The organism is Paenibacillus periandrae (genome assembly GCF_022458865.1).
Classification (GTDB): Bacteria; Bacillota; Bacilli; order Paenibacillales; family NBRC-103111; genus Paenibacillus_S; species Paenibacillus_S periandrae.
Genome location: NZ_JAJNMU010000004.1, coordinates 83,078 through 97,683, shown reverse-complemented (window position 1 = coordinate 97,683; position 14,606 = coordinate 83,078). Strand labels below are relative to the sequence as shown.

Sequence of the window (14,606 nt, the reverse complement as noted above, 5' to 3'; positions counted from 1 at the left end):
GGGATGGATGTAACATATGGAACACGCAGATCCAATCATTGCGATCCTGGGCATAGGTACGGCTGTACCGGAATTTCGGATCGATCAGGCGGATACCGCACATCGATTAGCAGAAGCGTTAAGAGACAGTCCCGATTCCGCACGTTGGGCCAAACGAATATTTAAGCAGTGTGGGGTAGAAACACGCTACACCTGCGAACAGAATCTGCTCGAATCCGCTGATAGCTGCCGTTATTTTCCAAGAAGCACGACACAGGATGCCCCTTCAACCAGGGACAGGATGCAAACCTACAAAAGGGAGTCGGTTCCCTTAAGTGTGGATGCTGCTCATAAAGCTTTACTGGATGGGAACATCAAGACCTCGGATATTACCCATCTGTTCACGGTCAGCTGCACAGGGCAGTTTCTGCCCGGCTTGGATACGGTCCTGGCTAACCAATTGGGACTAGCCGCGGATGTCAATCGGACACCGCTTAACTTTTTGGGCTGCGCTGCCGGATTGAAGGCTATTTCTTTGTCACGGCAAGTGCTCTTGGGTAATCCGTCTGCCAAGGTGTTAATTGTATGCGTTGAGCTATGCACACTGCATATTCAGCCTTCGAGTCAGCGTGAAGCCTTATTTGCAGCTTCTTTTTTTGGTGACGGGGCATCGGCTTGCATCATAGGGGCACCTGGACCTGACCATAAGGATGTGTTTCAGCTCGACAATGGGCGTTCCGTTCTGCTGCCGGATTGTGCCGATGAGATGGTATGGGAAGTTGGCAACTATGGATTTGATCTTTATCTGTCTCCAAATATTCCTAAGCTGATCGCAAGCTTGGTACCTGCCGAGGTTGAACATTTGTTAGACGGTAAGCCGAATCCAGAGCTATGGGCCATACATCCCGGAGGTCGAGGGATTGTTGATTCCATACAAAGCCTATTCAAGCTTACAGATGAGGAGACCCGTCCCAGCCGAACCGTACTTCGTGATTATGGCAATGTATCCTCAGCAACCCTGTTATTTGTCCTGAACGAGATGAAACAGGAGTTGAAAAGCAAGGGCTCAGGACCAGCTAATGGGATTGCCTTGGCATTCGGCCCAGGTCTGACCGCAGAATTGATCCCGATAACGTATCTACCAGTAGTCATTAGTCGAGAACAGCTTATAGGCCATGTCCGTGTTTAGAAGCATACAGCGAAGGGCCGAAGAGCCCGAATTAATGGACGACCTTACTATAGGGGGAGCTGCGCTGCGGGAAGCCTTGCATCACCTTCGGCTGCTGAATCGGATTTTCGGTGCCTCTGCGCCAACACTTTATGGAGTCAAACGTTTGTGGCTGGATGCCGGCAAGCCGGGAAAGTTAACTATTCTGGATATTGGGTGCGGGTTGGGGGATGTGAATGCGCATCTCCTGAGCTGGGCGGACAGGAATCGCATCGAGCTCCAGCTTGTATTGATCGATATTACGGAAGAAGCCTGTGAAGAGGCAAGGCTGTACTTTCAGAATGAGCGGCGTGTGCAGGTGAGGAAAGCTGATTTGTTTTCACTGCCGGAAGCCTGTGCAGATATCATTACGGGAACGCAATTTGTACATCATTTTGCAGCGGACGAGCTTCCCTCAGTCGTAGACAAGATGCTGAAGGCTTCACGATTAGGTGTTGTGATCAATGATATTCATCGGCATTGGATTGCTTGGGCAGCGGTGTGGCTTGTCACGCGAATGATTTCCAATAATCGTTATATTTTACACGACGGTCCATTGTCCGTAGCCAAAGGCTTTCGATCGGCGGATTGGCAGCATCTGAGGAAAACGTTGGATACCCCAAGGATGTTTTATGCATGGAGACCGTTATTCCGGTATGTTGTCGTGTTAAACAAGACCAGATCTAATTCCAATAACGGAGTTGAGCAGGGATGAATCGTACTTACGATGCAGCCATTCTTGGTGCTGGAGTTGCAGGCAGCAGTCTGGCCAAAAAGCTCGCGGATCAGGGCTGGGATACCGTTCTGATCGATCGTCAGTTGTTTCCCCGGCACAAGGTTTGCGGAGAATTCCTTTCACCGGAATCCCAACACACACTGAAAGCATTAGGTTTAATGAAGGCTGTGGAGTCGCTGCAACCAAGCATGATTACCCGGATAAGGCTGATCTTTAGTCACGGCGCTGCCTTGGAGATTCCTTTGCCTGGACATGCTTTCGGAGTGAGTCGTTATTTACTGGATTCCACATTCCATAACGAGGCTCTAGGGTCCGGTGCACAGCTTCAGATGGCAACAACGGTCACATCCGTGTATCCCAATGAGGATGGATATACGATTGAGACGAAGCGGGATGGGCTGAACAAACAGATTCAGGCACGTACGGTAATCGCTGCTTGGGGGGCTCATCGTCGTTCTGGACTTCCGGGCTCTGCTCCTAAGAGTTCCGTTCAGTCTATGCACATCGGGGTGAAATCCCATTACTCTGGAATAGAGATGGAGCCTGTTGTTGAATTGTATGTATTCCCTGGTGGTTATCTGGGTATTGCGCCTATTGAAGATGGACTTGTGAATGTTGCGGCGCTTTTGACACAGAGCGCTTTTGGAAAAACAGAAAAAACGATTCTTGGCATGATAGAAGCTGCGGCCCGCAGAAGCCCAAAGCTATATCGAAAACTGGCTCAAGCGACTCCGGTGCCAGGTACGCAGTCGGCCGTCTCCCCGATTGATTTAAAGCGCAGACCCTTGGCATGGGATGTAATTCCACATGTGGGGGATGCTGCGCTCATGATACCGCCATTATGTGGAGACGGCATGTCGATAGCTTTGCGTTCGGCGCGATTGTGTGGCGTACTAGCCGACCGCTATTTACGTGGGGACCTAACACTTGGAAGCTGGCGTCATGAATATACGCAGTCTATACATCGGGAATTCAAGCGTCCTATGAGATGGGGGCGCTTCCTGCAATGGTTGTTTGGCTTACCGATGGTGCCCCGACTATTGCCTGGATTAGCGAATCTGGCACCAGGACTGGCTATTGAATTGGTTCGGGCAACCCGATTACAAGGAACTGAGTAAGCATGGGAGTTCACAGGCTTGCACTGCTCTCTTACCGCTATCCCAAGGTTGTTATATCGTTCTGGGCTTTGTTTCTGCTATTTTTTGGTAGTTACGCAAGCAAGCTGCCTACGGTCCTCAAGGATCACGGTTTGCTCCCGAGTGGAGCCTATGTCCAGGTTCAGCAGCTATTGTCCGCTGATTTTCATATACCTGATAACCCCATCATGCTTGTTTTTGAAAAAAAAGAATTCGTATCGCTGGAGCGGTTTCAGCATTATATCGAACAAGCCTTAAATCAATTGCGTGGAATTGACGGTTTAACTGAAGTGATATCACCACTCCAGACGCAGGGAATGCTTGAAGGAAATTATGCTTACGCGCTTCTTTCCTTTTCCTATAAGCCTTATCAGCTGAAGCCCGTACTGGCAAACTTGCATAGCCGTTTGCTGAACCAGCAGGATATGACGGTGACCATGACAGGGAAATCTGTCGTTCAGGATGATGTGAACCGGGCAAGCGAACATGATTTGCGCAAAGCGGAGCTGATCGGCATACCGGCAGCGTTCATCATCCTGTGGTTTGCTTTTCGAGGAATCGTTTCTGCGCTGATCCCTGTTGTTATAGGCATGATTGGGGTAGCCGGCACTATGGGGATCATGTATGGGATAGGTACACAGCTGGAGCTTTCCAATTTTGTGCTTAATGTCATCCCCATGGTAGGACTCGCTTTGAGTATTGATTTCACCTTAATTCTGGTTAGCCGATTTCGAGAAGAATTGGAGAGACAAGCAGCTGAGCCAGCGATGGTTACAGCCATGCAGACAGCTGGAAGGGCTGTCTTATTCTCGGCTTTTAGTGTTTTGTTAGGTTTAATGGGAACCCTGTTCATTCCACTTCCTATTTTCACTTCGGTTGCTGTAGGCGCGATGACTGTAATAGTCGTTTCGGTATGTCTGACTTTTACCTTATTGCCTGCGATGCTGTCATTCTTATGGCCTGCCATTCTAGCGGAAAGCAAACCGCAGTCCGATAAATCAGCAGCTAGAAGAAACAATGTTTGGTATGCCATATCTCTGTTTGTAATGAATAAACCGATGCGTATGCTTGTATTAGCTTCATTACTGCTAATCGGCTGTTTGCTGCCTGTAAGCAGGATGAAGCTTGCCATACCGGACGCTTCATCTTTACCTGCTGTTTATAGTTCCCGTCAGGCTGTAGAGGTGTATCAAGACCATTTCATTACTCCTTCGACCTCTCCTATTGTTATGATCGTGCAAGGGAAATTCGATAAACTGAACAAACAAGATTGGATGGAGGCTTATGCCTTAGTTCAATTTCTGGAAAAGGATCCAAGTGTTGTACGTGTTGATTCTGTTTTTTCCACCTTGAGCATTCAGCCTGCGAAGCTGGATGCATCGTTACAGCAGCAGCCGCTACCACAGAACCCATATGGATCGGTGCTGCAGCGATTTGTGAATAAAAACCACATGCTGATTCATGTAACATTAAGGGGAAGCCCGTCTTCGGAACAAGTAATGGAGTGGCTCAGACAACGGGAGCAGACCGGAGCATCTGCAAAATTACCGTATGTGCTGGGTGGAGAGGCCAAGTACCAGCAGGAAGTGTTTGATGCTATATTTCACAATCTTGGTTACGTGCTATTGTTCATTATAATTTCCAATTATTTGGTATTATTGTTTGCTTTTCGATCCCTGCTTATTCCGCTTAAAGCTATTGTGATGAATCTCCTGAGTCTGGGGGCCGCATTCGGCATTCTGGTATGGATCTTTGAAGAGGGAATTCTGGGAATGGAACCAAGCAGTATCGCCATCATGATTCCCGTATTTATATTTGGACTGACCTTTGGTATCAGTATGGATTATGGAATGTTCTTGGTATCGCGAATCTATGAAGAATACCGCAAGACACAAGACAATGATCGTGCGGTGCTCATCGGGCTGGCGTCAACGAGCAGAATCATAACCTCGGCCGCCGCAATTATGATTGTGGTGACAGGACCATTTGCATTTGCCGACGTTGTCGGGGTTAAACAGCTTGGGATCGGTATCGCAGCAGCTATTTTGATAGATGCCACCGTAATAAGAATGCTCGTCGTTCCTTCTTTAATGAAATTGCTTGGCAGTTGGAACTGGTGGTCACCGAGATGGCTCAAATAGACTGTGTTAATTGAATGGATAAGATTAATTTACATAATTTGGATATTGAGTGATACAAAGAAGCCTTTCGTTTATGAAGGTTTTTTTGTAGTTGCCTGTGTCTGTACATTTTCTGCATGTTGCCCCCGAGCACAAATCCACAAAAAAATATTATCGATGCAGGAAAGCAGGTAATCCTGCTAGAAAGCTATCTAAAAGCTTATTTCGATTTGTGACACGGGGAGGGACTTTATGATCAACGACTATCGTTTTGCGGATGAAATATTCATTCAGGCATTTCAGCATGCACCGATTGGGATGGCTCTCGTAGCAACAAATGGAGCGGTTCTAAAGGCGAATGCTTCCGCATGCTCCATGTTAGGATATTCGGAAGACGAGCTAACCCGAATCGCTTTTCAAGAAATTGCACATCCCGATGATGTAGTGCTTAATCATGAGCTTATGAGTCAATTAATCGAAGGCAAGCGGGAATCGTACCAGATGGAAAAACGATTTTTTCATAAGCAGGGTTCTATTACATGGCTTCAATTAACCGTCTCCTTAGTCAGGGATGAGGGAGGCAAACCTTTATTTTTTATATCACAGCTTATTAACATATCCACCTTTAAGCTGGCTGAAGAAGGGCTGCGGGAGAAAGAACACCAATTATTATACAGTGAACAAAGGTACAGATCGTTATTCGAGCATCATCCTGACCTGATCTTCTCAATGGATTTGGAGGGGACGTTCACTTCAATCAACCATTCGGTGGAGAGACTTATCGGATATACGGATCAACAGATTCAGCACAACGCGGTGAATTATCGCACGTTTATGCATCCTAAAGACAATAAGAAGGTAGAATACCATTTTGCACTGGCGGCAAAGGGGCTTACACAACGCTATGAGACTGAGGCATTAGATAAGAATGGGAATTGTATCAGCTTTGATGTCACACATATTCCTATCATCGTAAACCATCAGGTGATGGGGGTGTATGGAATTGCCAAAAATATTACCAAACAAAAGGAATTGTGGCTGCAGCTGAAGGAAAGTCAGGAGCTGTACCAGATTATTTCAGACAATGCTCAGGAAATCATTTCATACAGTACGCCGGATGGAATTACCCGATATGTGTCTCCAGCAATCAAAACCATATTGGGTTATGAACCAGAGGAAGTGATCGGCACGGTTACGACCGATTATTGGCATCCTGAGGATCGGGCATTTTTGATCTATAACGGCCTTTTTCCCATCTCGGAGGTCGATATCTTTACCTGCAGAGCCCGTCATAAAAATGGACATTATATTTGGATCGAGACCACCTTGAAGCTAATCAGAAATCGAAAAGGGAAAATCTCCAAATTATTTAGCGTTGGAAGGGATATTTCTGAGCGCAAGCAAGCTGAGGATGAGCTGAGGAAGACGAAGGACAGACTGGAATCGCTGATTCAAAATAATGCCGATGCGATTTGGGTGATTGATCTTGAGGATCAGGTTATTGAAGCGAATGCCGCCTTCGAAAGCATGTTTCAGTGGAGCTTGGAGGAAATTGTTTGTGCGGACTTGGTATTACTAATAGTACCCGATCATCTTAAGGATTCGGTCAGAATGAATCTGAATCAAGTGAAATCCGGCCATTCGGTGATAGGTTTTGAAACGGTCCGACTGCGTAAAGATGGAAATCTCATCGAAGTAAGTGGAACCTTATCCCCAGTGCGCGATGAACAAGGCCTAATAGTCGGGATCATGGGGATGTACCGCGATATCAGTGAAAGAAAAAGAGTCGTTCAGGAGCTGAATGCTGCTAAGGACCAGCTGGAATCTTTTATTGATCATAATGTCGATCCGATTGTAATCGTAAACCTTGAAGAAAAGGTGTCCAGGGTCAATCATGCATTTGAAAAGGTTTTTGGATGGTCAGCCGCAGAAATTATTGGCCTCTCCATCCTGAAGCTGCCCATTATGCTCCCTGATCTGTCGCCGCAGATGGATATGAGGCAGAAGGTATTCAAATCGGATGAGCCACTCACCGGGTATGAAACAGTCAGACGCCGGAAGGACGGTACGGTTATTCCTGTTATGCTGTCAAGCTTCGGTATGCGGGATGAACAAGATCATATCCATGGCTGGGCTGTTATCCTCAGAGACATCACTGCGCAAAAGCAAGCGGAAGAACTCGTGATCAATTCCAAAAAATTATCGATAGCCGGTCAATTGGCAGCGGGAATTGCTCATGAGATCCGAAATCCCATTACTGCGATTAAAGGCTTTGTGCAGTTCATGCAATCGGGATCGCTTCAGAAGCAAATCTATTTTGATATTATCTCGTCTGAAATTGAACGGATCGAAATGATTTTGAGTGAGCTGTTAATTCTCGCCAAGCCGCAATCTGTCCAGTATGAGCGTAAAGATATTCGTATTCTCATCGGACAAGTGACCACCTTGCTGGGGACTCAAGCCATCATGAACAATGTGCAAATTGATACTGAGTTTGAGCTGGAGACGACTTACATTTTATGTGACGAAAATCAATTGAAGCAGGTCTGTATTAACTTTATCAAAAATGCAATAGAAGCTATGCCCAAGGGCGGCACGATTGTGATTCAATTGAAAAGCAAGGATCGCAAAAATCTGCTGCTTCGCTTCATCGATCACGGATTTGGGATTCCCGAACATATCCTCTCCAGACTCGGGGAGCCTTTTTACACAACCAAAGAAAAAGGCACCGGACTTGGTTTCATGGTCAGTAAAAAAATTATTGAAAATCATCAAGGCTCGATAGAGGTATTCAGCAAAGAACACGAAGGTACAACGGTTGAGGTTACTCTTCCAATTGCTCATTAAAGGGTACATGAGATTATTTTAAGGAAAACTAGAATTATTAAGAAATGATGAAGATTTGTATGTTATACTTCTGCTATCATCAGATTTTTAGATAGAACAGGTGGCGTATGCATATGATGTCCAGAAGGCAATTTGTCAAAAGAATGCTGGCTATCCTGGGGGTTCTCGCAGGTGGCGGTACAATATGGAAATATGTGCTTGATCATGAAAAACCGCTGCATGCCGAATCTGATTCCACAGCTGTAACTACTCCTGCACCTGCTCAGCAGACAATCAATCCGACGTCGAGTCAGCTGCTGTTTTCCTTTTTCCTGTTAAGCGATCTTCATATTTCCGATGGGATCTCGATAATGACGGATAAGCTGCATAGCGCATTAAAAGATGTCAGCAGCTTTGAATCTCCGGTGGAATGTATCGTGTTGGGTGGAGATCTGACGGATATGGGCCGTGAGACGGATTACAAGCTGCTGCGCAAAATATTAAACGGTTACAAGCTTCCTCCGATTTACGCCAACATGGGGAATCATGATTACTATGATATTTGGTTAGATAAGAAAGGCGAGTTTGCCAAGGAAACCATGCCTAACGGCAAGAGCGATGCTATGGCCAAAGAGCGTTTTATGAAATTTTTTGGATATAAGGATCAACCCTATACCGATTTCTGGATGGGTGGCTTTCATTTCATATTGGTGTCTCAGGAAGCTTATGTCGGCGATAAACCGGAGTATGGCGAGGGGGCCTGGTATTCGGATGCACAGCTGGCCTGGCTGAGCAACCAGATGAAGCAGCATGAGGACGGGAAACCCGCTTTTGTGTTTATCCATCAGCCGCTGCCCGCTCCGGGTACGGATGGAGGCTCGCATCAGTTGGTCCGAGCCAAGGAATTCCGTGAGATTCTTAAGCCGTACCGTAACGTATTTGTTTTGTCGGGTCATACGCATCGTAACTTTGCCACGGAAAATCACTACAACCAGGATAATTCGTTCCATTGGTTCAATAATGCCTCGGTTGGCAAAACCCGCAGCTCTGGAAATGACAATGTTGCTCAGGGCATGTATGTGCAGATTTATGAGGATAAGGTTGTGGTCCGGGGGCGCGAATTTTCGGACCGCAGCTGGATCGATTCAGCCCATTACACCGTGCCGCTGCAAGCGAAGGTTTGATAGATTTACTCTCGATGAATCGAATGTACCCATTCTGAAGCCTCCAGCTTCCACACTGACAAGTGTGAGCCGGAGGCTTCTTCGATTAGATAAGCTCGTCCTCAAGAACTTTTCTGACACATCTGGCGTCTAACTCATAGCTGGAAAAATATATGTATAAATGAGGCGAGCACAGATGTTAAAGAAAACGATGCTGACTTGGCTCGGAGTGCTGTTCGTATGGTGTTTGTGGTCAAGTACAGCTGAGGCGGAAACAGGCTCTGTTCAAGTGAGCGTAGTGAAATTCCCCGTGAAGGTTAACGGGCAAGTTATGAACAACAAGCAGTTGGATTATCCATTCGTGGTGTACAAGGATGTGACCTACATACCGTTAAACTGGGACTTGATGCAAGAGCTAGAGCTGAATATCGATTGGAACGCAGACGAAGGCTTGAAGATTTACAGAAGCTGCTGTACGAGTCCTTACTGGATGTACCCGGCTCTTGAGAAAACAAAATACGTACAGAGTGGCAAGGCAGCAAACTTGTTGACCCGCACCTATACGGCCAAGGTGGCCACTGCTCCCATTCAATTATGGGGTGCACAAATTGTTAACGATAAGGAAGAATATCCGTTCCTAGAGTTCAGGGATGTGACCTACATGCCGCTGACATGGACGTTTGCTCATACACGACTTAGGATGGATTTGCAATTTAGCCTTGAAGAAGGACTGTCGATATGGAGCGGTCAGGACCAAGTGCTCCAGCAAATTGTATATGATGATGCCGAAGCCTTGTATGTGGATGCCTTGGGTAAAGATTATAAAACCTACGCCATGATGAAAATCGATAAAAAGCTGCAAACGAAACCGGAATGGGTCGCGAAGGAGCAGGTGCAAATCATTCGTGACAAGGCTGCTCAGGAAGCACAGGCTGGAGCCTATGAGGGGAAGAAGGTTGCAATTGAACGTGTGGACAACAGCCTCACCTATGAAGGCTTCCAGCTTGGAGAGCTGCGTAAAGAGGAACAAGGAATCCTCGGCGATACCAAGCTGCAGATTGAAGGTACGCTGTATGAGATCGATAGCAAGCGAAAGCTGCTTGCCGTGTACACCTATTTCCCGATAGCCGTTATAGGACCGCCGCCAGGCAGCCGCTATCAGTTGTTCGCGATTATAGATGGACAACTGCACCCAGCCACGAATTATCCCTATAAGCCACAGTATGTTGTTAAAAATACTGACGGCTCGGTTTGGATTGCACGAGATCGCATGCCGTTCAGGGATTTTTATTTCCGCGGCTCCGGTTTGCTGGCGATTATGGACATAAATGGTAATATACGCCTTGCCAACGAAGTCTGGAATGAACAGGATATCAGCCCGATTGGATTTAGCAGCCCTACAAGAAATCCGGTTGAACCCGATGGACGGTTGATTGTAAGGCTGTACGGCAAGTCTTACACGAACGAGTTGGGAATCGATCCTTCTACAGGGTTAAACCCTCTCACCAGCGAACTCACTGACTCTCAGAAAGACGGCTTGTACGAGGTATTGCCTACACTGGAGCTGCGTAAATTATCGAAGGCTCCTGACGATGGACTTTCCTTTTACCGAGACAGTGAAGGTGATATCTACACGATTCAATTGTACAGCAATACGTTGACGAATTGGACACAGAATCGTTCAAAAACCTGGAGTGACATCGAGCTGCTGCAATAATGTAATAAACCTACTTTGCTGTATATAACAAACTGTTGAAGGACAAATTGGCGTACAGACAAGGTGTAACCATTGGTTACACCTTGTTCGTCGTATTTAATGTCTCTGTAGTCATATGGAGTCCGCGCCCAAGTTGTTTCTGTATTGGGTAGGTGTCATGCCGATATACTTTTTGAAGATTTGAAAAAAGTATTTTTCATCGTTATAGCCGGCGGCATGGGCAATATCACTTAGCTTCATACTTCGATCGTGGAGCAGACTGCAGGCGTGATCGATACGAATTTTGTGCAAGTGGTCGAGAAAATTGGTTTTAAGCTCCTGCTTGAACAGAAAGCTTAAATATCCGGGAGTAATGAAAACTTCACGGGCTACGGTTTCCCGATTGATGTCCTTATGATAGTTATGCTCCATATAATCAAGTACGGATTGGAACATTTTATTACTGTTTTTTTTCACATGTAATTGCTCACTGGCTTTTAATAAGATGTTCGTTAATGTCTGTACGATGTAATCCATACTGGAATGCTCGATAATTCGGGTAAGCTCTGTAAGACTTTCACCGAATACGTCATTCGTATTTACGTTTTTCTCGATACAATAACGGTATAAGGCAAATACAAGAGCAAGCATGGACTTTTGAATATGCTCTTTCGAGGTGCTGGCTGGCTTAAGCGCTTCGTTAAATGCGTTCAGCCTGTCCGCTATAGCGTTCTGATCCCCTGTGGCCACAGCCTGGATGATCGCTTTCTCCTGGGATAAAGGGTAGGAGGTGTGAACGGGATCATCATCGACAGTTTCCTTGTAATCAACAATCTTTTCGGTACCGATAAAATATTTCATATCCAACGCCCGGATTGACTCCTGATACGAAATTCTCAGATGGCTAATACCCGGATCAAAGCTGCCTATACCGATTGAAACCGTGAATTTCAAATATTGACGAATATGCTGCTGCACCTCTGCTGCGTGTTGGTTCAGTTCATCGCTGCCTGTCCAATCCTCTGTATTTAAAATAACGATGATATCATCCTGATGTTCAAATGCAGCACATCGAAATAAGGCAGAAAACGTTTCCTCGGCTATATTCTTGACACCGTATTTGAACAGCTCGATATCCTCTTGATCATACTTTCGCTGCAGCATATGCAGATTATCAATTTGTAAGACAATGATTCCAAAAAACAGGTGGGGAAACGCCTCTCCATTCATATGCAGATTGGCCAGCAGACGCTCGAACGGTGGATTATCTGTCATCACCAGCCGGCTTAAAGTCTTCTCCTTTAAAAGCGGAAAGCTTTCGCGAAAGCCGACCTTGAGCTTTTCCAACGTATTCTCCTGTTGGCGTGCCTCCTCAATGATCGCTTTAAGCTTAAGAACCGTATCCAATATTTCCTGTGTTCGGCTTGGCTTTAGCAGATAGTCACTGGCGCCAATAGTTAGCGCTTTTTGTGCATAGGCGAATTCGTCGTATCCGCTCATAATCACACATTTGATATGTGGATATTCGTTAGAAACATGCTCAATCAGGGAAAGCCCGTCCATCTCCGGCATACGTATATCGGTGAGCAGGATATCCACATGAATATGATTCAACAGCTCGAGGGCCTCAGCCCCGTCTCTGGCTTCACAAGCAATTGTAATATCGTGCTTCGTCCAATCAATCAGGGAACGTATGCCTGTGCGGGCTCTTTCCTCATCATCGACAATCATTAAATGGATCATAAACGTGGTTCCTCCTGGGTATCGGGTATAGCTGGGATTACAATTTCAACTCGGGTTCCTTGACCCAGCTCACTTTCATAATTCAGTTGATAACCTTCCTTGTAATAATGTCTCAGTCTGGCATTCACATTCTGGATCGCATAGCCACTGGTTTCTTGTCCTGTGTACACGTCACTGTCGGCTGGTTCTGCCAGTATCCGTTGAATCGCTGCCGCATCCATGCCAGGTCCGTTATCTTCAATGACAAATCGCAAAGTATCACCCTGCAGAGAGCCGCTAACCGATACAATTCCGCCGCCGCGCTTGCGCTCAATGCCGTGAATTAACGCATTTTCGATAAAAGGCTGAAGAATGAGCTTCAAAATGACATAGGGCTCGATTTCATCCGCGATATCAACCCGATATTCCAAAAGATCCTTGAATCGCATTTGCTGCAGTGATAAATACAATTCAATCAATTCTTTTTCCTTTTTGACATTGGTAAAGCTTTTGCCGCGATTCAGGCTTAAACGGAACAATCGGGACAGGTTCACAATCATCTCACTGATCCGGCTTTGACCGGCTGCTTCAGCTTCCCAAAATATCGTATCCAGCATGTTATACAAAAAGTGAGGATTGATTTGCGATTGAAGCGCCTTGAGCTCGGCTTCCTTTTCTTTAAGCTGAAGCACGTAGGCATCGTCGATCAAGGCTTTAATGTTAGCGACCATGCTGTTGTATCCTCGGCTTAATTCACCGATTTCATCTCTATATTTAATATCCACCCGTTCATCAAAATGGCCATTCTGAAATCGTTTCATCGACAAGAGCAATTGACGCAGAGGTGCAGTTAAAATCGAAGTTAAAATAAACATAAAAGGTATACTGAGGAGCAAACATGCCAAAATTAATACAATAACAAACACCTTGATCGAGCTTAGCTCCTGCGTCAGTGAAGCCAGAGGTACCGCATACAGTATGCTCCAACCGTTTTCGTTGATGCCGCTGTAGGAAAGGAGCAGCTTCTCCCCATTGCTGTTAATAATCATGGAACCGGACTCGCTTTGCTGCCTTGTCGCTGTAAAAGACAAATCCGGGTTGTTCATATTAAAAAAATCTTTGCCCGCCTTCAATAACGGAGAGCCGGTTTGATCGAGAATGACGATGCCATGGTTCTGATCATGTAAATTTTTTAAGTACAGGTTGCGAATCGTATTTTGGTTAATTCCGACGAAAATGAATCCAATCGTGCTGCCATCGCTGACATTGCGGATGATCCGGCTCATTCCGATTTTCTCATTCCGGTTATTCTGAATGAACACATTGTTATCATCGGTTAGCGGAAACCAGTAGGAAGCGCCATTCTGTTCCTCGGTTTTGCGGTATACCGCGCTTTCCTGAATGTGAATGAACGGGTTGGCGCCGCTGCTATCATCGGTGGATACCTGAAACAAAGGGGCTGATCCTTGTCCATACAATGCCAAATAATCAAAGTTCCGCGTGAGCAGCATCTGGTTCATGATCGATGCGGACGAGCCTGAATATAGCGTGGTTTCCAGCTCACTGGTTGAGTCCACGCTGCTCTTAAGCTGGCTTTGTACCTCGGATGCGAGACTGAATACGGTTATCCAATCCGCAATATTTTTTTGCAGCATCACAATATTGTTGTCAACTTCTTTAATAATTCCGAGATTGGTCGTACTGACCTTGTTAATAATTTCTTTACTGGAGGTTTGATAGGAATAATAACCCAGCGTTAAACAAAGGACGACAATGAGCAGGTAAAAGAGAATGAAGATTTTATATTTGATACTCAGGTTTAAATAAAGCTTTCCTATATTGATCATCTCCAGGTATGATACTGATTCTGGTTGTATTGTATATCCCAGCGGCAGTTTTCACAACGTAGGCATCCAAACATTCGATAAAATTAAACTTTACCCGTTTTTTCTCTACTGTTTCTTAGCGCACACTTTGCTATGATCCAAGTAACAAACGAACCTTACAAACGAGACAATCAA

Annotated in this window: 9 protein-coding genes; 7 read left to right on the top strand and 2 right to left on the bottom strand. The window is 45.7% G+C overall.

The genetic code is table 11. From position 1 onward, the window contains the following. The first annotated feature begins 16 nt into the window (after nt 1-16). The 7 genes from LRL21_RS07620 (at nt 17) to LRL21_RS07590 (ending at nt 10,884) form a co-directional block, all read left to right on the top strand. Entirely contained in the window at nt 17-1,168 is a 1,152-nt protein-coding gene (locus LRL21_RS07620; RefSeq protein WP_240415178.1) for a type III polyketide synthase, read from the top strand. Beyond that, nucleotides 1,155-1,901: a methyltransferase domain-containing protein gene (locus LRL21_RS07615; RefSeq protein ID WP_240415177.1), complete on the top strand. Its 747-nt coding sequence runs from the start codon at nt 1,155-1,157 to the stop codon at nt 1,899-1,901. The genes LRL21_RS07620 and LRL21_RS07615 overlap by 14 nt, the downstream gene beginning before the upstream one ends. Beyond that, on the top strand, nt 1,898-3,040 hold the full coding sequence (locus LRL21_RS07610) for an NAD(P)/FAD-dependent oxidoreductase (protein WP_240415176.1): 1,143 nt from the start codon (nt 1,898-1,900) through the stop codon (nt 3,038-3,040). Before LRL21_RS07615 ends, LRL21_RS07610 begins: the two co-directional genes overlap by 4 nt. 2 nt (nt 3,041-3,042) lie before the next feature. Then, a complete protein-coding gene (locus tag LRL21_RS07605) occupies nt 3,043-5,199 on the top strand; it encodes an MMPL family transporter (protein ID WP_240415175.1) in 2,157 nt (718 codons plus the stop codon). 231 nt (nt 5,200-5,430) lie between these two features. Beyond that, the gene (locus LRL21_RS07600) at nt 5,431-8,025 is read left to right on the top strand and encodes a PAS domain-containing sensor histidine kinase (RefSeq protein WP_240415174.1); all 2,595 of its coding nucleotides are present in this window, start codon (nt 5,431-5,433) and stop codon (nt 8,023-8,025) included. 113 nt (nt 8,026-8,138) lie between these two features. Then, on the top strand, nt 8,139-9,188 hold the full coding sequence (locus LRL21_RS07595) for a metallophosphoesterase family protein (protein ID WP_240415173.1): 1,050 nt from the start codon (nt 8,139-8,141) through the stop codon (nt 9,186-9,188). Nucleotides 9,189-9,363: 175 nt separating this feature from the next. Continuing rightward, nucleotides 9,364-10,884, top strand: coding sequence for a hypothetical protein (locus tag LRL21_RS07590; protein ID WP_240415172.1), 1,521 nt, complete (start codon nt 9,364-9,366; stop codon nt 10,882-10,884). Nucleotides 10,885-10,995: 111 nt separating this feature from the next. On the opposite strand, the gene LRL21_RS07585 is transcribed toward LRL21_RS07590, so the two are convergent. Continuing rightward, entirely contained in the window at nt 10,996-12,606 is a 1,611-nt protein-coding gene (locus tag LRL21_RS07585; RefSeq protein ID WP_240415170.1) for a response regulator, read from the bottom strand. Next, the gene (locus tag LRL21_RS07580; protein WP_240415168.1) at nt 12,603-14,432 is read right to left on the bottom strand and encodes a sensor histidine kinase; all 1,830 of its coding nucleotides are present in this window, start codon (nt 14,430-14,432) and stop codon (nt 12,603-12,605) included. The genes LRL21_RS07585 and LRL21_RS07580 overlap by 4 nt, the downstream gene beginning before the upstream one ends. Between the last annotated feature and the right edge of the window lie 174 nt (nt 14,433-14,606).